14 protein-coding genes and 2 tRNA genes are annotated in these 20,480 nt (G+C 64.6%); 11 read left to right on the top strand and 5 right to left on the bottom strand.

The features are described from left to right. Positions 1–3 precede the first annotated feature (3 nt). The 5 genes from lon to IPP28_13925 all read left to right on the top strand — a co-directional run bounded on the left by lon (position 4) and on the right by IPP28_13925 (position 5,120). Positions 4–2,487, top strand: coding sequence for an endopeptidase La (gene lon / locus IPP28_13945; GenBank protein ID MBL0042111.1), 2,484 nt, complete (start codon positions 4–6; stop codon positions 2,485–2,487). Between the two features lie 199 nt (positions 2,488–2,686). Then, on the top strand, positions 2,687–2,959 hold the full coding sequence (locus IPP28_13940) for an HU family DNA-binding protein (GenBank protein MBL0042110.1): 273 nt from the start codon (positions 2,687–2,689) through the stop codon (positions 2,957–2,959). A gap of 11 nt (positions 2,960–2,970) precedes the next feature. Next, a tRNA-Val gene (locus tag IPP28_13935) sits at positions 2,971–3,045 on the top strand. Between the two features lie 9 nt (positions 3,046–3,054). After that, a tRNA-Asp gene (locus IPP28_13930) sits at positions 3,055–3,131 on the top strand. Between the two features lie 78 nt (positions 3,132–3,209). Further along, positions 3,210–5,120: a SurA N-terminal domain-containing protein gene (locus IPP28_13925; protein ID MBL0042109.1), complete on the top strand. Its 1,911-nt coding sequence runs from the start codon at positions 3,210–3,212 to the stop codon at positions 5,118–5,120. Positions 5,121–5,198: 78 nt separating this feature from the next. On the opposite strand, the gene IPP28_13920 is transcribed toward IPP28_13925, so the two are convergent. The 3 genes from IPP28_13920 to gloB form a co-directional block, all read right to left on the bottom strand. After that, a complete protein-coding gene (locus IPP28_13920) occupies positions 5,199–5,981 on the bottom strand; it encodes an enoyl-ACP reductase (GenBank protein MBL0042108.1) in 783 nt (260 codons plus the stop codon). A 95-nt stretch (positions 5,982–6,076) separates the two neighbouring features. Further along, positions 6,077–7,183, bottom strand: coding sequence for a transglycosylase SLT domain-containing protein (locus IPP28_13915; protein ID MBL0042107.1), 1,107 nt, complete (start codon positions 7,181–7,183; stop codon positions 6,077–6,079). Positions 7,184–7,298: 115 nt separating this feature from the next. Continuing rightward, positions 7,299–8,081, bottom strand: coding sequence for a hydroxyacylglutathione hydrolase (gene gloB / locus IPP28_13910; protein MBL0042106.1), 783 nt, complete (start codon positions 8,079–8,081; stop codon positions 7,299–7,301). Between the two features lie 68 nt (positions 8,082–8,149). Between gloB and IPP28_13905 the strand changes: the two genes are divergently transcribed. The 5 genes from IPP28_13905 to IPP28_13885 all read left to right on the top strand — a co-directional run bounded on the left by IPP28_13905 (position 8,150) and on the right by IPP28_13885 (position 12,920). Further along, on the top strand, positions 8,150–8,830 hold the full coding sequence (locus IPP28_13905) for a methyltransferase domain-containing protein (GenBank protein MBL0042105.1): 681 nt from the start codon (positions 8,150–8,152) through the stop codon (positions 8,828–8,830). Continuing rightward, positions 8,827–9,282: a ribonuclease HI gene (gene rnhA, locus IPP28_13900; protein ID MBL0042104.1), complete on the top strand. Its 456-nt coding sequence runs from the start codon at positions 8,827–8,829 to the stop codon at positions 9,280–9,282. Before IPP28_13905 ends, rnhA begins: the two co-directional genes overlap by 4 nt. Next, entirely contained in the window at positions 9,283–9,987 is a 705-nt protein-coding gene (dnaQ, locus tag IPP28_13895; protein MBL0042103.1) for a DNA polymerase III subunit epsilon, read from the top strand. 72 nt (positions 9,988–10,059) lie between these two features. Further along, entirely contained in the window at positions 10,060–11,367 is a 1,308-nt protein-coding gene (locus IPP28_13890; GenBank protein ID MBL0042102.1) for a hypothetical protein, read from the top strand. Positions 11,368–11,441: 74 nt separating this feature from the next. After that, on the top strand, positions 11,442–12,920 hold the full coding sequence (locus IPP28_13885) for a serine/threonine protein kinase (GenBank protein MBL0042101.1): 1,479 nt from the start codon (positions 11,442–11,444) through the stop codon (positions 12,918–12,920). Positions 12,921–12,932: 12 nt separating this feature from the next. Here the strand turns inward: IPP28_13885 and IPP28_13880 are convergent, their stop codons facing one another. Together IPP28_13880 and IPP28_13875 are read right to left on the bottom strand one after the other, a co-directional pair. Beyond that, entirely contained in the window at positions 12,933–13,637 is a 705-nt protein-coding gene (locus IPP28_13880; protein MBL0042100.1) for a serine/threonine-protein phosphatase, read from the bottom strand. A 62-nt stretch (positions 13,638–13,699) separates the two neighbouring features. Continuing rightward, entirely contained in the window at positions 13,700–17,926 is a 4,227-nt protein-coding gene (locus tag IPP28_13875) for an autotransporter domain-containing protein (GenBank protein MBL0042099.1), read from the bottom strand. A 90-nt stretch (positions 17,927–18,016) separates the two neighbouring features. On the opposite strand from IPP28_13875, the gene IPP28_13870 reads away from it, so the two are divergent. Further along, positions 18,017–20,443, top strand: a complete 2,427-nt coding sequence (locus tag IPP28_13870; GenBank protein ID MBL0042098.1) for a caspase family protein — start codon at positions 18,017–18,019, stop codon at positions 20,441–20,443. The last annotated feature ends 37 nt before the right edge of the window (positions 20,444–20,480 follow it).

The following is a 20,480-nucleotide window of genomic DNA, read 5'->3' as shown; positions in this document are numbered from 1 at the left end:
CGCATGACGCTCAAGTCCATATCCACGAACGAAGCCAACGTGCCGGTCTTGCCGCTGCGTGATGTCGTTGTTTACCCGAGCATGGTGATTCCGCTCTTTGTCGGGCGAGAGAAGTCCATTCGTGCATTGGACGCGGCGATGGAGGGCGACAAGCAGATCGTCCTGCTCGCGCAGAAAAGTCCAGACACCGATGACCCGGGTGCCGACGACCTTTATCACATCGGCACTCTGGCGACGGTGCTGCAACTGCTGAAACTTCCCGATGGCACCATCAAGGTGTTGGTCGAGGGCGGCGCGCGCGCGCGCGTGTCGGAGATCGTCGACACCGGCAGTTTCGTCACTGCGTCGGTCGGAGAGATCGATCTGGCGACGCAGCGCGACGAACGCGAGATCGAGGCTGCGTCGAAGTCGCTGTTGTCGATGTTCGAGCAGTTCATCAAGATCAATCGCAAGGTGCCGCCGGAATTGATGACGACGCTGGCTGGGCTTGACGATGCCGGTCGCCTTGCCGACACCATCGCCGCCCATCTGTCGATCCGGCTTCAGGACAAGCAACGCGTGCTCGAAGCGATCGACGTCTTCGCGCGGCTGGAGTTGCTGATCGGTTTCGTCACTGGCGAGATCGACATGCAGCAAATGGAGAAGCGCATCCGTGGCCGCGTCAAGTCGCAGATGGAGAAGAGTCAGCGCGAGTACTACCTCAACGAGCAGATGAAGGCGATCCAGAAGGAATTGGGCGATCTGGACGAGGCTGCGCCGAACGAACTCGAGGAGCTCGCGAAGAAGATCGCGACCGCAGGCATGCCGAAGGTCGTTGCGACAAAGGCGCGAAACGAACTCAACAAGCTCAAGCAGATGTCGCCGATGTCGGCGGAAGCCACGGTCGTGCGCAACTATCTCGACTGGCTGATCGGTGCGCCATGGAAGAAGCGCACCAAGGTGCGCCGGGAACTGAAGCAGGCCGAGCACGTGCTCGACACCGATCACTACGGTCTGGAAAAGGTGAAGGAACGCATCCTCGAATATCTTGCCGTCCAGCAGCGTGTCAAGAAACTGAAGGGCCCCATCCTGTGTCTGGTCGGCCCCCCTGGCGTGGGCAAGACCTCGCTCGGTCAATCGATCGCCAAGGCCACGAATCGCAAGTTCGTGCGCATGGCGCTTGGCGGCGTGCGCGACGAAGCCGAGATCCGCGGACATCGCCGCACCTACATCGGATCGATGCCGGGACGCGTGATCCAGAACCTGTCCAAGGTCGGCGTGCGCAATCCATTGGTCATGCTCGACGAGATCGACAAGATGTCGACGGACTTCCGTGGCGATCCTTCATCGGCCTTGCTGGAAGTGCTCGATCCGGAACAGAACCACACCTTCAACGATCACTATCTCGAAGTCGATTTCGACTTGTCCGAAGTGATGTTCATCGCCACTGCGAACAGCCTCAACATCCCACCGGCCTTGCTCGACCGCATGGAGATCATTCGCATTCCCGGCTATACCGAGGAAGAGAAGATCAGCATCGCTTCGCGCTATCTGGTGACCAAGGAAATGAAGGCGGCAGGACTGCAGGCCAGCGAACTGCACATCCGCGACGAAGCGTTGCGCGACATCGTGCGTTACTACACGCGCGAGTCCGGCGTTCGCAATCTCGATCGCGAGATCGCCAAGATCTGCCGCAAGGTGGTCAAGGAGATCCTCCTCGCGGGAGAAAAAAATCCGGCCGGGGGAAAGCGCGGCAAGGCCAAGTCGACGATGATCGATGTCGGCGCGTCGCAGGTCGAGAAGTATCTCGGTGTGCGGCGCTTCGATTTTGGTCGCGCCGAACAGCAGAATGAAGTCGGACTGGTCACCGGACTAGCGTGGACGCAAGTCGGTGGAGATCTGCTCAGCATCGAAGCCACCACCGTGGCAGGCAAGGGCAAGTTGATCCACACCGGACAGCTGGGCGACGTGATGCAGGAGTCGATCCAGGCAGCGCTGTCGGTCGTGCGCGCGCGTGCCGATCGTTTCGGCATCGACGCCGAGTTCCACCAGAAGTCCGACATTCACATTCATGTTCCAGAGGGCGCGACACCGAAGGACGGCCCGAGTGCAGGCATTGCCATGTGCACGGCGCTGGTCTCTGCGCTGACCAAGGTGCCGGTGCGTTCCGATCTCGCGATGACCGGGGAGATCACGTTGCGCGGACGCGTGCTGCCGATCGGCGGGTTGAAGGAGAAGTTGCTGGCTGCACATCGTGGTGGCATCAAGACGGTCATCATTCCCGAGGACAATCGAAAGGATCTCGTCGACATACCGAAGAACATCACCGAAGCCATCGAGATTCGTCCGGTGCGCTGGATTGATGAAGTGCTGGACATCGCTCTTGAGCGACCGCTCGTGGCGGTGCAGAAGCAGACTGCGGACGTCGTCACAGCGACGGCGGAAGTCGTGCCAGCGGCCAAGATCGAAGGTGAGGTCAAGAGTGATGGCGCGCCCTTGAAACACTGACGGAACGCGCATTTTTCCTCGCTATTTTGTTGCGTGACCAGAATTGGACTGGTATAAAAGCGCGCCCATGGCACGAGTACGGACGCGAACGAATCGCCGGACTCATGTGTGGTGGATCCGATTCGACGCAGCACTATCTTGCTACGCGCGACGGGATAAAGCCCAAGCCGATTACCCAGATATCCTGAGGGAGTGACACATGAACAAAGCAGATATCGTCAGCGCGATTGCAGATCACGCTGAGCTGAGCAAGGCCGATGCCGGTCGCGCGCTGGATGCCATGATCGAAGTGGTCAAGAAGTCGCTGAAGAAGGGTGACAGCGTGTCGCTCGTCGGCTTTGGTACGTTTGCCGTTCGCAAGCGCGCCGCTCGCACGGGTCGCAATCCGCGTACCGGCGCGACGATCAAGATCAAGGCGTCGAAAATTCCTGCGTTCAAGGCTGGCAAAGCGCTCAAGGATGCAATAAACTAATGCGCTTCGCTGGGTGCTTAGCTCAGCGGTAGAGCGTCGCCCTTACAAGGCGAGGGTCGGGGGTTCGAAACCCTCAGCACCCACCAGAAGAAAACGGAGTGGTAGTTCAGTTGGTTAGAATACCGGCCTGTCACGCCGGGGGTCGCGGGTTCGAGCCCCGTCCACTCCGCCAACTCCTGCAAGGGCGCCCATCGAGGCGCCTTTGTTTTTTCCCGGGAAGCGCGACCACGCGCCGTATCGAGAGCAAGCCATGCTGCAGAGTATTCGCGACAAGTCCGGTTCCAAGATCGCCTATTTCATCCTGTCGCTGTTGATGGCGGCCTTCATGTTTTTCGGCATCCAGGGATACTTCGTCGCCGGTGGCGACAACGGTGTCGCGAAGGTCGGCAAGGCCGAGATCCCGGCCAGCGAGTATCGCCAGCGCATGAACGAGCAGATGCAGCGCATGCGCGCGATGATGGGCGAATCGTTCAATGCCGAATTCTTCAGCACGCCGCAGTACAAGCGTCAGGTCGTCGATCAGCTCGTGGACGAGGAGCTGATGACTCAAGCCGGTGCCGCAGCGGGCGTTGCAGTGTCCGATGCGCGCGTGCGCGACGAGATGATGAAGCTCGAGGCGTTCCAGGTCGACGGCAAGTTCAATCCCGCCCAATACACCGCCGTGCGGCAGTCCAATAACATGACGGTCGAGGGATTCGAGCAACGCATGCGCCGCGATCTCGCCGTGCGCGAGTTGCCTTCGCAGGTCGAGATCAGTGCCATGGTCACCGATGCCGAAGTCGATGCCTTTGTGCGTCTGCGCGACCAGACCCGCAGTTTCCGCTACCTCACGCTGACGCCGGCAACCCTGACAGCCGATCAGATCAGCGATGCCGATGCCAAGGACTACTTCCAGAAACATGCCTCGAAATTCGAGACCAAGGAACAGGTCTCCCTTGAGTATGTCGAATTGAATGCGGCGACCATCGTCGTTCCGCCTGCCGACGAGGCTGAATTGCGCGATCGATATGAACAGCAGAAGTCGGCGCGCTATGGCAGCGGCGACCAGCGCCTGGCATCGCATATCCTGGTCTCGGTGGCTGCGGGTGCCGACGCGGAAGCCCAGAAGGCGGCGCTTGCGAAGGCCGGCGACCTGTTGGCGAAGATTCGCGCCGGTGCGAGCTTCGAGTCAGTCGCGCGCGAGTCGTCGGACGACGTGGGCTCGAAGGACAGCGGTGGCGACCTTGGCTGGATCGAGAAAACCGGCGCATTCGAGCAGTCATTTGAAGACGCGTTGTTCGGACTTGCGGTGGGCGCAGTGTCGGAGCCGGTGCGCACCGATCAGGGATATCACTTGATCAGCGTGCGCGAGTCGCGTGCGGCCAGCTACCGATCCTTCGAAGAAGTGCGTGCTGAACTGGAGAGCGAATACGCCACCAGCGAGCGCGAACACCTGTTCGGAGAGAAATTCAACGACTTGGTCGATGAAGCATTCGGCAGCCCGGGCTCGCTTGAGCCGACGGCGAAGGCGCTGGAAACACAGGTGCAGAAAACCGAATTGTTCGACCGTGATTTCGGTGGCGGCATCGCCGTGTATCCGAAAGTGCGCGAAGCCGCATTTTCGGATCCGGTGCTGGTTGAGCGCAACAACAGCGAGGCCATCGAGATCGGCGAGAACCATGTCGTGGTCGTGCGTCTGCTTGAACACAAGCCGGCGGCGCCGCGCAAGTTCGACGAAGTCATCGCTGAAGTGAAGGCCGCGCTTGCAGCGGAACGTCAGGGCAAGCAGGCCAAGGACGATGCCGATGCGCTGTTCAAGCGCCTGCGTGCAGGCGAAACACTGGATGCGCTGGCGGCTACTGCGGGTGTGCAAGTCGCGGTTGCCGAAGGTGTGGGCCGCAACGGCATGACCCATGATGCCAAGCTCGTGAGCGAAGCGTTCAAACTGCCGCGTCCGGCCGAAGGCAAGACCTCCCAGGTGCTGGTGCAGGGAGGCGACCAGCGCTATGCGTTGATCGAGTTGACCGCAGTGAAGGACGGCGATCCGAAGGCGCTCGATGAAGCCGCGCGGACCGCCGCCCGCGACAGCCTGAAGTCCGGTTTTGCCTCCAGCGACAACATTGCGTTGCGCGATGCCCTGCGCAAGCGCGTCGACATCGTGATCCACGAAGACCGCCTCTGAATCAGGGGGGCGATTCGAGAAAGAAAAAGGCGCCGCGAGGCGCCTTTTTCATTGCCGAATCGGGCGTCGGTCCGGCCGTCAGATACCGGTCATGCCAAGCACGTTGTAGCCGGAGTCGACGTAGGTGATTTCACCGGTCACGCCAGCAGCAAGGTCCGAGCAAAGGAAGGCCGCGACATTGCCGACCTGCTCGATGGTGACGTTACGGCGCATCGGTGCGGCTTCCTCGACATGGTCGAGCATCTTGCGGAAGTTGCTGACGCCGGATGCGGCGAGTGTCTTGATCGGTCCGGCCGAGATGCCATTGACGCGAATGCCTTCCGGGCCAAGGCAGCGTGCGAGGTAGCGCACGTTTGCTTCGAGCGACGCCTTGGCCAGCCCCATCACATTGTAGTTCGCCATCGCACGCACGGCACCAAGGTAACTCAGGGTCAGCACTGCGCTGTCATGGCCACGCATCATCGGGCGCGCGGCCTTGGCCAATGCGGCCAGGCTGTAGCTCGAAATGTCATGCGCGATGCTGAAGGCCTCGCGCGAGATGCTGTCGAGGAAATCGCCCTGGATGGCTTCGCGCGGTGCGTATCCGACCGAATGCACGAGGATGTCGAGTTGCCCCCAGTGTTGCCCGAGCGATTCGAACAGCGCCGAGATTTCGGTGTCCGAGGCAACGTCGCAGGGCAGCACGATCGACGAACCGTATTCCTTCGCGGCATCTTCGACACGCGATTTGAGGCGGTCGTTCTGGTAACTGAAGGCGAGTTCGGCACCTTCGCGGTGCATCGCTTCGGCGATGCCGGAGGCGATCGAGCGTTCGCTGGCGATGCCGACGATCAGTGCACGCTTGCCTTGCAGGAAACCCATGGAGATTCTCTCGATACGGACAACGGGCGCGCAGTCTAGCCGGGCGCTTTCCGCAGCGGCAACGATGCGCCGCCGTATTGAGTTCTGCGGCGGAATCAGGGCAGGCGCAGCTTCTGGCCGGGGCGCAGTACCGACGTCGCCGTCAATCCATTTTCCGCCAGCAGTGCGGCGAGCGGAACGCGATGGCGTCGCGCGATTTGCCAAGCCGATTCTCCGCTGCGCACGACGTGTACGCGATCGCGATCGCGATCGGCATGCGATGCCGCCGGCGTTGGCTCAATCGGCGCCGGCGTTGCCGCCGCAATGGCGCCAGCGCCGGTTTCGACCAAAGCGCGCGGCAGCAGAATCTCGGCGCCGGCATCGACATGACCGCGGCGCCAAGCCGGATTCCATTGCATCCACTGCTGGGTCGTAACGCCCGCCAGCGCGGCGAGTTGCGCCACATTCATCGCATGCGGCACGGCCACAGGGGCGAGTTGCCGGGTGCGGTCGACCTCCGGCAGGGTCAGGGCCATCGTGTCCGGTCGTGCCGCGACGCAGGCAAGTGCGCGCAGTTTCACCAGGTGTTCATGCGTGATCGGGCTTACCGCGAGATGTTCGGCCTGCGTCGATTTGCCGGACTTGCGGGCGCGATCGAGCGCGCCCTTGATGCGATATTCGCCGGCGTTGTAGGCCATGGTCACCAGCGCCCAGTCGTGATCGAACGCGTTGCCGAGATAATCCAGAAGATCAAGCGCGGCGCGCGTGGCGGCCACGAAGTCGAGGCGCCCGTCATAGTCGTCGGCAATACGCAGGCCACGCCATTTCGCCGTGGCCGGCATCAACTGCCAGGCGCCGGCCGGACGGTCGCCGCGGGTGCGGAAGGCCTGATAACGACTTTCGACGAAGGGCAGCCAGACGTATTCGGAGGGCAGGCCGCGGCGCGCGAGTTCGTCTGCGACATAGCCGATCCATGGCGCTGCGTTGGCCAGTGCCTCGGCATGACGCTTGGGCGACTGTGTATAGATGCGTTGCCAGCGGCGCACGGCCGGCGCTGGATCGTCGCACTGGACGAAGGCATGGCGTTCGACGATCGCTTGCCACAGGGTGGCAGGTGCAATCGTGGCAGCCGTTTCGGCGCCTTCGACGTCGGCGTGGATCAAGTCGTTCCCGGGGCTTGATGAGATCGCGACCGGCGGTGTGGCCGGGGTTGCCGGCGCCACGTGCGGCTCCGTCTTGGTCGGCGGAACCGAGCGCGGCTCGCGCACCGGTGTCGCACAGGCGGTGAGCAGCAGCGCGCATGAGCACGCGACCAGTCGGCGAACGATCGAGCGACAGTCACGCATACGCATTCTTCCATTGCCGCAGCGCCACGAAGACGTCGACCGGTTCGTTCAGGTCGCGACCGCACTGCCGCGACGTCGCCTCGCGCACGCTGACTTCGTCGCAGCGCAGGAAGACGTTGCTCTCGAATTCGCCGGCCAGCGGGAAGGGCACGCTCGGGCGGCCATCGGACAAGGCCTGCAAGCGTGTCGCGATCGCTGCATTGCGTGGTTCGACGGCAGCGCCGAATGCCAGGTTTGCGCGCGTGTATTCGTGGGCGCAGAACACCTTCGTGGCGGCGGGCAGCCCGGCGATGCGCTGCAGCGACGCATGCAAATCGGCGGTCTCGCCTTCGAATACGCGACCGCAGCCGGCGCCAAACAGCGTGTCGCCCACGAAGATCGCACCGTCGACGAGATAGGCCAGGTGCGTGCGGGTGTGTCCGGGCAGATGCCATGCGGTGATCGGCGGCAATCCGGTGACGGGCACGCGGTCGCCATCGACGCAGATTCGGTCCACCATCGGAATGCGCGCGTCCGCCGGTCCGAACACCGGGCAGGGCCGGCGCGACGCCAGTGCAGCCGCGCCGCCGATGTGGTCGGGGTGATGGTGCGTGAGCAGGATCGCTGCAAGTCTCAGCCCAAGTGCCTGCAACGCGCGCTCGACCACCTCGGCATCGCCCGGATCGACCGCAACCGCGGCATCTCCGGCCTGAAGCAGCCACAGGTAGTTGTCGGCGAACGCGGGCAGTGTATGCACGGTCAGATGGGCGAGCGGGGTGGACGCAAGGATTGGCATCGACTGCAATTCTTCCGGATGCAGGTCGGCTTGTATCACAATCACGGTCCCCCGACCCGAGCCGCGCCATGCGCCAGTCCAACGAAATGCCGATCGATGCGTCGCCGCGCTGGTGGCCGCGATTGCTGGCGGCCGAACGGCGCGCGCTCGCGGCCAGTCCGGCACCGGATGAACGGGAAGTCTGGATTTCGTCGGCGGCGAATCGAAGCGACGCCGCGGCGATCGGCGTACTCGACCTGCATGCCGGCGTCCGCGCACTCGAGGGCGACCTGCGCGCCGAGTGCGCGCTTTGGCCATTGCGCGACGACAGCGTCGATCGCATCGTGCTGCAGCATGCACTCGAAGTCGTCGGTGACGTCGATGCGCTGCTGGACGAAGCGATGCGCGTGCTCAAGCCGGAGCGCAGCATCGCCCTCATGGTGGTGGGGGCCTGGGGCTGGACGCGTTGCCGGCTGTGGTTCGGCGACAGCGGCGCGCCGAGGTTGCGGGTGCATTCCGCGCGGACCTTGCTGGAGGCCCTGGCGGCCCGCGGATGCGTCGATCTGCGCGTATCGCGCATTGAATTCGACGGCCGTGACGGCGCGCGCGTGCTCGCACCGGCGCGGATGTGGTCCGGGGTGTGCCTGATCGAAGCGCGCAAGCGGCGTGAACTGCCGAATGTGCGTCAGTTGCGTGCGCGCCGTCGCGTCGTCACGCCGGCCTCGGGCTGGATTGCCCGGCCGACTTCGCGCAGCGGGTTGGCGGCATGACGGTCGAGCGCGTTGAAATCTTTACCGACGGCGCCTGTTCCGGAAATCCAGGACCGGGTGGTTGGGCGGCGTTGTTGCGTTTTCGTGGCATCGAGCGCTGGATGAACGGGGCCGAGCCGGCGACCACCAACAATCGCATGGAGTTGATCGCCGCCCTGCGCGCACTGGAATCGTTGAAGAAGCCATGCGAGGTCGACTTGACCACCGATTCGCAATATCTCAAACACGGCGTCGAGAAGTGGATGGCGGGCTGGAAGCGCAACGGTTGGCGGACCAGCGGTCGCGAGCCGGTGAAGAACCGCGATCTCTGGGAGGCACTGGATGCCGTGCTGGCCCAGCATCGCGTGCATTTCCACTGGGTGCGCGGGCATGATGGCCACGCCGAGAACGAAGCGGTCGACGCCCATGCACGCGCCGCGATCCGCGATCTGCTGAATCTGGAGAAACGCTGAATGCGCCAGATCATTCTGGATACCGAGACCACCGGCCTCGACGCACGCAGCCATCGCGTCATCGAGATCGGCTGCGTCGAACTGATCGAGCGTCGCCCGAGCGGACGCGTCTTCCATCGGTACCTGAACCCGCAGCGCGAAGTCGATCGCGGCGCCGCGGAAGTGCACGGTCTCACCGATGATTTCCTGGCGGACAAGCCCCTGTTTGCGCAAGTCGTCGCCGACTTCATCGCCTTCATCGATGGCGCCGAACTGATCATCCACAACGCCGCGTTCGATATCGGTTTCCTCGATGCCGAGTTGTCGCGGCTTGGGCCGGACGCCGGCCGCATCGGTGATCGTTGTGCGGTGCTGGACACGCTCAAGCTGGCGCGCGAACGCTATCCCGGCCAGCGCAATTCGCTGGATGCCCTGTGCAAGCGCCTCGGCGTCGACAATTCCGGGCGCGATCTGCATGGCGCCCTGCTCGACGCGAACCTGCTGTCCGAAGTGTATCTCGCCTTGACCGCCGGGCAGGGCGAGATGAGTTTCGCAGCGCCGGTGGTGGCCGCGGCAGTCGCGAACGAGACGCTCGACGGTCTCAAGCTCGGCGCGCTGCGCGTGCTGCGTGCCAGTGCCGAAGAATTGGCGATGCATGAATCGCGCCTCGATGCGATCGCGAAGTCGGCGAAGAAACCGGCGCTGTGGCGCGAATTGCAGTCCTGAGCGCAGGCGCTTGCGAAGCGCCGGGCTGCGGGTGGAAGATGCGTCGGCACGACGGACATTGGGGAGAATTCCGTGAAGCAAGCATGGATCTTGGGCGCATCTCTGATCGCAGTCGTCGCCATGGTGCAGGCGCAGCCGGTCAGTACGACGATCGCCGAGCACCAGCATCTGGGGGTCGCGAGTTGCGCAAACAGCGTCTGTCACGGGGCGACCGAGACGGCACCGAAAGCCCGGATCCAGATGAACGAGTTCGCCATCTGGCAGGAGTTCGACCCCCATGCCAAGTCGTACCAGACGCTGTTGAGTGCGGAGTCGCAGGCGATCGCGAAGAAGCTCGGACTGGGCGCGGCCGAGCAGGCGGGCGTCTGTCTCGATTGCCACGCCGATCACGTGCCTGCGGCATCGCGTGGCGAGAAGTTCCAGATCGAGGACGGTGTCGGCTGCGAGGCCTGCCATGGCGGTGCCGAGTCGTGGATTGCATCGCATGTCGAAGCGAGCCATGCCGACAATCTCGCCGCCGGTCTCTATCCGACGGAAGATCCGGTGCAGCGTTCGGCGCTGTGTCTGAGCTGCCACGCCGGTTCGCGCGACCGCATGATCACGCATCGCATCATGGGCGCGGGCCATCCGCGGCTGTCGTTCGAACTCGACACCTTCACCTGGCTGCATCCGCATTACACCGTCGATGACGATTACGAGCAGCGCAAGGGCCGCTACGACGGCGTGCGCGACTGGGGTGTGGGCCAGGCCTCGGCGGCGATCAATGCGCTCGACATCCTGCTCGACCCGAAGGCCGGATGGCACGGCATTTTTCCGGAACTGGTGCTGTTCGATTGCCACGCCTGCCATCGCCCGATGTCGGGCAAGGCCTGGGGGCCGCGCCAGGGTACGGGTCTAGGTCCTGGCGTCGTGCGTTTGAACGATGCCAACTTGCTGATGTTCCGTCACGTGTTGGCTGCGGTCGATGCGAATGCGGCGAAACAGGTGTTCGAGAGCAGCCGCAAACTTCACCAGGCCACGACCGTCGATCGCGAGCAGACCTTCGCCGCTGCGCGTGCCCTGCGCGAACGCCTGATGGCCTTGCGCGAGACGACCAAGGCGACCGAGTTTCCCGCGGAATCATTGGGCGTGATCCTTGGCAGTCTGGTGGCCGATGCGGAGCGCGGCGAGTTCCGCGATTACGCTGCCGCCGAGCAGGCCGCGATGGCCGTGCAGTCGGTGGTGGTCGCCTACGAAGGTGCCGGACTGCTCGATGAAGCGGCCGCCAAACGCATGCAGGAGCGGGTCGACGCCCTGTATGCGAGCATCGAGAAGGACGAGTCCTGGTCGATGACCAAGTTCACCGAGGCCTTGCGCGCTGCCCGTGCCGCAGCACCCTGAGCGCAACTTTCCCGCCTGCGCCGGCACGCGCTTTGCTATCTTTGCGTGATGAACGCGCGTGGATGCCGACCGGAATGAGTGTGACCCAGGTGATGCACAGTGTCGATATCCCCGGCTATCGCATCCTGCGGAGCCTGGGCGAAGGCGGCATGGCCTCGGTGTATCTGGCGATGCAGGAGTCCCTGGACCGCGAGGTGGCCCTGAAGGTGATGGCGCCGTCACTTGCGGCGAATGTCGAGTTCACCGACCGCTTCCTCAAGGAAGGTCGGCTGACGGCCAAGCTCAGCCATCCCAATCTCGTCACCGTCTACGACATTGGCCAGCACAACGGTGTGTACTACCTCGCCCAGGAGTTCATCCCGGGTGGCACGCTGCGCGAACGCATGGGCAAGGTGATGCCGGTGCCAGAGACTCTGGATGTCACGCGCGACATCGCGCTCGGTCTGGCCTATGCGCACGAGAAGGGCGTGGTGCATCGTGACGTGAAGCCGGCCAACGTGCTGTTCCGCGCGAACGGTACGGCCGTGCTGGCCGATTTCGGCATCGCCAAGGCGATGAACTCGAACACGATGGCGACGCTCGCGGGCAATTCCATCGGTACGCCGCATTACATGAGTCCGGAACAGGCGCGCGCGGAGAAGGTGGATGGTCGATCCGACCTCTACAGCCTCGGTGCGATGATGTACGAGTTGTTGACTGGCGCGCCGCCGTTCGATTCATCGGACCCGTACACGATCGCGCTGATGCACGTGACGCACCCGATCCCGAAGCTGCCGCCGAATGTGGCGTGGCTGCAGCCGCTGCTGAATCGGCTGATGGCCAAGCTGCCGGACCAGCGTTTCGCGACTGGCGATGAATTCGTCATCGCCAGCGAGAAACTGATCGCCACCGCGCCCGAGGCCCGGGCGATGCGCGAGGCGATGGCGACGCGCAAGCGCACCGCGACGCGCGCCGCAGTGCGACCGAGCGACGACACCGAGCCGACCCAGCGCGGCGTCGCAATCGCGCAGGGCGTGTCGACGGCCGAGACTGTTGCGCAACCCAAACCCTGGCTGTGGGCACTGGCGGGCGGTGGTGCGCTGATCGTTGCGGTCCTCGCCTGGTCGATGTTCGGACGCAAGCCGGTGGAGAATGTCGATTCCCCGGTCGCCCCTGATCCGCCCGTCGTCGTGACCGATCCCGTCGTTCCCGATGCGCCGCCACCGATCGTGATCGAGGGCGATGTCGGCAGTCTGCTGGCGAAGGCGAACGGGTATGTGCGTGAAGCAATCGCACCGAGCGACGAATCGAGTGTGATCGGACGCAAGCTGTCGTCGCCGCCCGGCGACAATGCCATCGAGATCTACCAGCAGGTGTTGCGGCTGGATGCCGGCAATGCCGAAGCCACCCAGGGGTTGGCGCGGATCGCGGACTTTTACGAATCGAAGGCGCGCGCCGCCTTGGATCGCGGCTCGATCACCGGCTGCAACCTGCTTGCCGAAAGCGGTTTGATGGCTGACCCCGCGCGTATCGCATTGCAGGTCCTGCGCGACAAGGATTGCGTTGCGCAATAGCGCTCGGACAACTCACTTGCAGCGCAGCAGGATTACCGTGACATTGTCCGAGCCGCCGCCATCCAGCGCCGCCAGGATCAGGTGATCGACGCATTCCTGCGTGGACAGGTCGGTGCGCGAGAGCACCCGTGCAATGTCGCCATCATCGACTTCTTCGGTCAAACCGTCGCTGCACAGCAATAACTGACTGCCGGGCGACAGTGTGCCGGTCAAGGTTTCGACGCGCAGGCTCTGCGGATCGGTGACGCCGAGCGCCTGCGTGACGACATTGCGATGCGGATGCGTGCGCGCCTGCTCCGGGCTGATCGCACCTTGCTCGACCAGTTCGCGCACATAGGAATGGTCTTGCGAGAGCTGACGAAATTCGCCGTCTTCGGCGCCGTAGACGCGGCTATCGCCGACCCAGGCGATTTCGTAAGTGTTGCCCTGCACGCGCACTGCCGCGACCGTGGTGCCCATCGGCAGGGCCTGTGGACGACGATTGGAGTGCTTGATGATTTCCTCGTCGGCGAGCTGGATCGCTCGTGACAGCACCTCGCCGGCCTTGATTTCGCGCACGAGGGTGTCGCGCGCGAGCGCGCTGGCGACTTCGCCGTTCTCGTGGCCACCCATGCCGTCGGCGACCAGCCACAGGCCGAGTTCGCTGTCGGCGTAATAGGTGTCCTCGTTGTGCTCGCGGCGGAGCCCGACGTGGGTGGAGTGCCCGAATTCGATCATGTTGGCTGCTGCCGCATCTGGATTGGGATTATGACCAATTCGAACATTCCGCCAAGCCCCCGTCAGAATTCGATGCGCACGCCGATGGCGAGGCTGTCCGAACTCATGCGGTCCTGGCCGGCGACATGTTCGTAATACACGTAAGCGCTACGGCCACTGGCGAACACACCGGACAGGCCCAGGCCGAGATTGACGTAGTCGGTGTCGATGCGGTCGCTTTCGATCAGGATCGGCGTCTGGTTCGGGTCGAAGGCAAAGCGCGTGACCAACAGGTCAGGGTCGTCTTCGAACTCCTTGACCCATTCGAGCTGGGCGTTCGGCACGAGCACGCCCCAGGAGGTGCTCACGGCATAGCTGAACTTGCCGCCCACCACGCCTTGCAGGCTCTTCAGCGTGCGCCCGTCGACCGACAGCGCGAAGCCTGCGCCGGGGCCGTCGGGACGCGACATGGTTTCGGTGTAGGCGTCGAAGTCCAGCTTCGAATAGGCGGCGCGCAGATAGGGGCCGAAGGTCCACGCGTTCTTGCTGAAGTCACGGCCCAGCGACAACGACAGGGCTTGGCGGTCTCCACCCGGCGATGCCGAGGCGACCTGATCGATCAAGGTCCGCCCACCCGCAAGGCCGTCGACGCTGTAGCGAATCTGGCGGTCCAGGTCGTAGCTGTTGTGGCCGTAGCTGAGCACGGCATCGGCATACCACGACGCACCGTTGAACCAGCTGGCGTAACCGGATGCGGTCCAGCCACTGGCATCCATGCCGCCCGTATCGCCCGGCATATCGGTCGTGTTGCGATTGAAGCCGAGCGCACCGCCCAGGATCCACGAGTCGTTCATGCGGTAGTCGACGCCGGCGGTGAGGTCGTAGCTGTCGTACTTGAAGCCCGGATCGAGCGTGTCCGGGTCGCGTTCGCCGCGGCCGATGGTGCCGGTCGCGAAGAAGCCCCAGCGCGAGAACGCATCGCCGACTTCTGCAGGCGGCTCCTCGCCGACCGCCAGCGCGATCGCGCTCGGCAACAGACTCAAGGGCAGGGCGCCACTGCCGGTCATCACGTTGAGGCCGGCGAGGTCGAAACCGCGCGAGCCGGAGCGCAGTGCCGAAAAGCGCGCCTTGAGATTGTTGAGCTGGCTGTTGGCCGCGGCAAGCGCCGCCGCATTCTGTGCGTCGCCCTTGCGCGCGAGCAGGTTGCCGAGCGCGTCGCGCACTTCACCGGGGTGATTCCGGGCGTTGACCACCAGCTCCGAACAGCGCTGCAGCAAATCCAGCTGACGCGGCGTCGGATTGCTCAGCGCAGCGAGTGCCGGGCAGGCGGTGTCGATGATCTCGGCCAGGCGCTCTTGCGGCGGCGTCAGCCCGGGCGTATTGGCAATGCCGACATTCAGCGTGAACTCGACCGTGGCGATGGCTGGCACGTCGCGTACCGATGCGATCACCTTGAACGTGGACGGCAGGCCCATGCGGGCCGTCGTCGAGGCGGTGCCGTCGGCCGCGGTCGTCACTTCGTCGTGACTGAGCTGGACGCCACTGCGATCGGCCGCAAAGCGAATGGTCAAACCCGCAACCGGCTCGCCACCGGGACTGCGCAAGCGCACGCGCAAGGGGGCCGACTCGACTGCAGGCAGCAGGTTCTGGCCGTTGCCGGACAGGATCTCGAGCACGCTGGTCGACGGGACCGTGCCGGTCGCACTGAAGCTGACGCCGCCGATGCCGGCGATGCTGGCTTGCACCGTGTTGCATCCAGGCGAGGTGCCAAGGGTCAGCTGATTCCGGCTCTCGCCCGCAAGGTCGGTCGTCGTGGTCGCCGATGCCAGACTGCCGTTGCCGCAGGACACTTGCCAGGTCACGGTCAGGCCACCCAGCCCCTTCGCCATCGCCATCGCCGCTGCAGGGCCGCTCAGTTTGACCACCAGTGGCTGAGGCAGGGCGGTGCCGGCCGTCGCGGTTTGGTTGTTGCCGGACAGAATGGTCAGGCTGGGCACGAAGCTGACGGCGGAGGCGAGCACCTTCACGCGGCCCGACAAGGCCATCGCATCGATGCCGACGTGGCCGGCGGTTGCGCCGAACTGCAACTGCACGCCGGCGCTGCCAGTGGCGTCGGTCGTGACGGTCGGGTTCAGCACCGTTGCATCGCCATCGATGATGAAGGACAGCGGCTGTCCGCCGATGCCGTTGCCGTCGGCATAACGCAGGCGGAACACGATCGGGTGGTCCAGTGCGGTGCCGACCGGGCCGGACTGCAAGTCGCCGGAGACGATCTCCAGCGTGGGATCGCCCACGCTCAGGTTGAAGTCGGTACTGACGGGTGCATTGCCTTGGCTCGGCGCATGGGTCGCGCGCACCACGACGGCGCCGGGTTCGGCACCGAAACGCAGGGTGGTCTGGGCGCGGCCGCTGGCGTTGGTCGTCGTGCTCGACTGGTTCACGCTGGCGTCGCCGGTCACGACTTGCCAGGTGACGGTCGCGCCGGAGACGGCATTGCCGCCATCGCTGAGCAGAACGATCAGCGGAGCGCTGTCGAAGCCGGTGGTGCCGGTCGTCGGCGTCGACGCCGGCGTCAGGCTGATGCCGCTGCCGCCCGGTGCCAGTGCTGACAGCGAGAATTGCACCGGCTGGTAGCCGGGCGCGCTGGCGAGCACGCCGACGTTGCCGATCACATTGCCGAACTGCAGTAGCACCGCCGCATCGGAAGCGGCATCCAGCGGCACCGTGATGGTCGCGAGCGTGTTGTCGACGAAGCGCGCGCCGCCGGAAGTGACGGTGAAGGTCACGTTCGGGCCGACTGTGCCCAGCGGCACCGGCACATGGACCTTCAGTGCTTGCGGCAGGACCGATCCGATCGTGGCCGATTGACCGTCGCCAGCGACGATCTGGATCGGTTCCAGCGGCGCACCCGACTGGATCGTGGCGGAAATGCTGCCGTCCACGAAACCGGCCGAAGTCGCCGCAACGACGATCGGCCCTGGGGTCGTGCCGGCGGTCAGCGAGATCGTGTGCAATCCGTTTTCGATGGTATCGAAACTGGTGTAGCTGGTCGTGCCGCTCTCGGTGATCACGGCATCGCCGGCGACGACCGAGAATTCGATGGTGCGGCCGACGTCGAGGCTGCCATCGGAATTCTGCGCGACCACCACGACGGGATTGCTGGTCGCACCGGGTTCCAATACCTGGCCGTCGCCGGAGGTAACGACGACGGCGCCGCGCGGTGTCGAGTTCAGAATGAATTGCACGCCCGGATATCCGGGTGCATTGGCCGTGACCCGGATCGAACCGATGATGTCGCCGTAGCGGATGTGGGCTTGCTGGCGGTTGCCGTTGACAAACGACGTGTAGCTGGTGCCGCCGTTTTCATCGAAGGTGGCGTCGCCGTCGACCACGTCGAAGGTGACCGGCACGTTGGAGGGCGTTCCCGACAACATCGTTTCGACGATCAGCGGTGCCGATGTCGTCCCGGCTTCCCCGGACTGGGCGTTGCCGGACACGATGGTCATCATCGGGGTGGCAGCGATCACCGTGGCGTTGAACGTCTGCGGCGGATAGCCGGGTGCCACGGCATCGATCGTGAAGTTGGAGCCGACGGGTGCCGCAGGATCGACGAAGAAGGGAATGCGCGCGATGCCGGCGCCGTCCGTGTACACCTTGAGGTTGCCCAGCGGCACGAGCGGGTCGAGGCTGGCGATCGACAAGCTGTTGGTGGTGAAGAACACCGGCACATTGACCGCGCCGAGCACGGTCGGGCCACCGCCCGGGTCGGTGTGGGTCAGTCCGAGTTCCAGAAATGCGGAGGGACTGCCCGGCGGCAAGGCCTGACTGTCGCCCGCCAGCTTCGTCGTGGTCGGGTTCAGCAGGTCGCCGACATTGATCGTGTAATTCATCACCGACGTCGGGCAGGACGTGGTCGACACCGACACGCTGACAGTACCCGTGGGCGCGGACGGCGGAATGTAGACGCCCTGCAGGCTGTCGACGGACATGGTCGGCCCGGACACGACCCAGGGCAGGGTTTCCGACAGCGTCTGGCTGCCGTTGCCGGTGAACGTCAGTGGCGCCGGCGCGATCCAGTTGAAGGTTTCGTCCGGAGCCGGCGTCGTCGACGTAGTGATGCCGGCGGTGAGCGGCATGAACACCGCGGAACCTTTCACCAGCGACTGGCCACTGCCGCTGCTCTGATTCAGGCACACGGCTTGCGTGAGCGATGCCGAGGCGACGAGTGCGGCGGCAAGGAGCGAACGCAGGACGCGATGTCCGGAACGAGGTGCGACGCGCGGTGCTGTGAAGCGGACGGGCGTGGTCATCGGACGGACTCCCTGCAGACGCTGTGGCTATACTCCGAGCCTACTACAGCGCCACGCGGTGCCGGTAGCCGCGCAGCGCTCCCCCAGCCGATGGAGCCCGAGCACATGGCCGTTCCGAACACCCTGAAGGCAAATGCACTGAGTGTCGCGATCGCGGCGACGATGGTCCTGGTCGCGGTGCCGGTGGAAGCGCCACGTGCCTCCATCCGCAACGCCGAAGACATGATGATCGTCGATTGCCTGCTGCCAGGCACCGTGCGCAAGCTCGGCAAGATGAGCACCTACATGAGTGCGCGACGGCCGATCCGCACGATCCAGTCGGATTGCGAGATCCGCGGCGGCGAATACGTCGCCTACGACCGCGCCAACTACGAGACCGCACTCAAGGTGTGGCTGGCCCAGGCCGAATCCGGTGATGCCGAGGCTCAGAATTACGTCGGCGAAATCTATGACAAGGGCCTCGGCACTGCGCCCGACCCGGCGCGTGCCGCGCCCTGGTACGACAAGGCGGCCGCCCAAGGCCTCAAGCGCGCGAAAATCAATCTCGGTTACCTCTACGAACAAGGGCTCGGCGTGCCCAAGGACATGACCCGTGCGCTGAACCTGTATCGCGAAGCGTCCGGTTTGACCGGGGATGACCTGATCTATGCCTCGACCATGACCGCCGCGGTCAGCGCCAAGGAAGGCGAGATCGCCGGCCTGCGCGAAGACATCGAACGACAGAAGGCCGCTGCCGATGCCCTCCGTGCCGAGAACGAGAAGCTCAAGGGCGAGCTCGGCCAACGCAAGCGCGCCGTGGAGTCGGCCCAGGCCGAGCTGCAGAAGGCGCGCGCGGAACTCGCCGCGAAACAGTCCCAGCTGGGCGCCGCCACGCCGGACATGATCGCCTTGAACGACAAGCTTGCCGGTGAACAGGAGCGCATCGAACTCGAGCGCGCCAAGCTCGAACAGGATCAACTGCGGCACGCCGCGCAGCGCGACGCCGACCAGAAACGCCTGACGGAACTGCGTGCGCAGGAAACGACGCTGGACGCGCAGGTGCAACGCGGCGGCGCCGAGGCCGCAAAGGCCACCGCAGAACTGAAGCGCGTGCGCGCGGCGGCATCCGACCTGGCATTGGAACTCGATGCCGCGATCGGCCGGATGACGGCGCTGGAAGCCGAACTCAAGCAGAAGGATGCGCAGATCAAGGCCGAACTGGAGAAGTTCGACAGCGAGCGCAAGCAGATGCAGTCGGCGGTCGCCGCATCGAAGGAAGATCGCGAACTGCTGCTGTTGCTCGAACAACAGCTGACCTCGAAGCAACGTGAGGTGGTGCGTCAGCGCGCGCAGATCAGCGCGCTTGAACAGCGGGTCGGTGGTCCGGGCAGTGCGCCGATCCTGGCCGGCAGCGGCCCGCTGGTCGAAATCCTCGAACCGGCACTGACCGTCACGCGCGGTCGCACGGCCGCATTGGCGCCGAAGGGTGACCAGACCGAAGTGGTCGGCAAGGTCATCGCCCGCAGCGGGCTGCAGTCGGTGCTGATCAATGGCACGGCGGTGCCGGTCGGCGCGGACGGCCTGTTCCGCGCCAAGATGCCGGTCGATGCCGACGGCACCAATGTCTCGGTCACCGCAGTGGATCGTGCCGGTTCGCGCAGCGGTGTCGAATTCCTGCTGTTGCCGTCGAATGTGGTGGCCGGCGGGGCTGGCAACGTGCAACGCGCGGTCCCTGGTGGTGTCGCGCTCGGCCGCTATCACGCGATCGTGATCGGCAACAACCAGTACAGCGACTATCCGGCCTTGAGCAGCGCCGCCAACGATGCCGACAAGGTGGCCGATGTGTTGTCGCGCCGCTATGGCTTCACCACGACCTTGCTGAAGAACGCGAACCGTTTCGAGATCCTCTCGGCGCTGAACGCGAAGCGGGAAGCCCTCGGTCCGGAGGACAACCTGGTCGTCTACTTCGCCGGTCATGGCGAAGTCGATGCCACGAGCCGACAGGGTTACTGGATTCCTGCCGATGGCCGCCAGAACACGCCGGCCTCGTGGCTGTCGAACCGCGCGATCAGCGACATCTTGAATACGATGAACGCGAAGCATGTGCTGGTGGTCGCCGACTCCTGCTATTCCGGCGCAATGACGCGTGCGGCGGTCCCGACCTTCAGCAGCGCGATGCCGGACAAGGCCTGGTCGCAGTGGGTGAAGACGATGAGCCAGAGCCGGTCACGCACCGCGCTGACCTCGGGCGGTCTGGCGCCGGTGCCCGATACCGGTCGCGGCAACAACTCGCATTTCGCGCTCGCGCTGATCGCCGCGCTGGAAGACAACGCGCAGTTGCTGGAAGGCCAGCGCCTGTTCCGCGAGGTCTCGTCGTCGCTGGCGCTGGCCGCAGCGGAATCGTCGCTGGTGCAGATTCCGGAATATGCGCCGATCCAGTTCGCCGGTCATGAAGCGGGCGAATTTTTCTTCCAGCCCAAGGCCGGCGCCGTGGCGACCACGGCCGGAGCGGGCGATCACGCCCGCGCTGCGCCCTGATTGGCAGTCCGGGGCCGGCGCGGGACAATCGCCGGCC

The sequence above is a fragment of the Lysobacterales bacterium genome (genome assembly GCA_016721845.1).
GTDB lineage: Bacteria > Pseudomonadota > Gammaproteobacteria > Xanthomonadales > Ahniellaceae > JADKHK01.
Note: the sequence above shows the minus strand (reverse complement) of the source record. Positions and strands in the feature narration are given on the sequence as shown.

Excerpts from the sequence above, each read along its gene's own strand:
- IPP28_13880 (MBL0042100.1), bottom strand. The coding sequence starts at position 13,637 with ATGATCGAATTCGGGCACTCCACCCACGTCGGGCTCCGCCGCGAGCAC.
- gloB (MBL0042106.1), bottom strand. The coding sequence starts at position 8,081 with ATGCCAATCCTTGCGTCCACCCCGCTCGCCCATCTGACCGTGCATACA.
- dnaQ (MBL0042103.1), top strand. The coding sequence starts at position 9,283 with ATGCGCCAGATCATTCTGGATACCGAGACCACCGGCCTCGACGCACGC.
- IPP28_13925 (MBL0042109.1), top strand. The coding sequence starts at position 3,210 with ATGCTGCAGAGTATTCGCGACAAGTCCGGTTCCAAGATCGCCTATTTC.
- lon (MBL0042111.1), top strand. The coding sequence starts at position 4 with ATGACGCTCAAGTCCATATCCACGAACGAAGCCAACGTGCCGGTCTTG.
- IPP28_13920 (MBL0042108.1), bottom strand. The coding sequence starts at position 5,981 with ATGGGTTTCCTGCAAGGCAAGCGTGCACTGATCGTCGGCATCGCCAGC.
- IPP28_13905 (MBL0042105.1), top strand. The coding sequence starts at position 8,150 with ATGCGCCAGTCCAACGAAATGCCGATCGATGCGTCGCCGCGCTGGTGG.
- IPP28_13940 (MBL0042110.1), top strand. The coding sequence starts at position 2,687 with ATGAACAAAGCAGATATCGTCAGCGCGATTGCAGATCACGCTGAGCTG.
- IPP28_13875 (MBL0042099.1), bottom strand. The coding sequence starts at position 17,926 with ATGACCACGCCCGTCCGCTTCACAGCACCGCGCGTCGCACCTCGTTCC.
- rnhA (MBL0042104.1), top strand. The coding sequence starts at position 8,827 with ATGACGGTCGAGCGCGTTGAAATCTTTACCGACGGCGCCTGTTCCGGA.
- IPP28_13870 (MBL0042098.1), top strand. The coding sequence starts at position 18,017 with ATGGAGCCCGAGCACATGGCCGTTCCGAACACCCTGAAGGCAAATGCA.
- IPP28_13885 (MBL0042101.1), top strand. The coding sequence starts at position 11,442 with ATGAGTGTGACCCAGGTGATGCACAGTGTCGATATCCCCGGCTATCGC.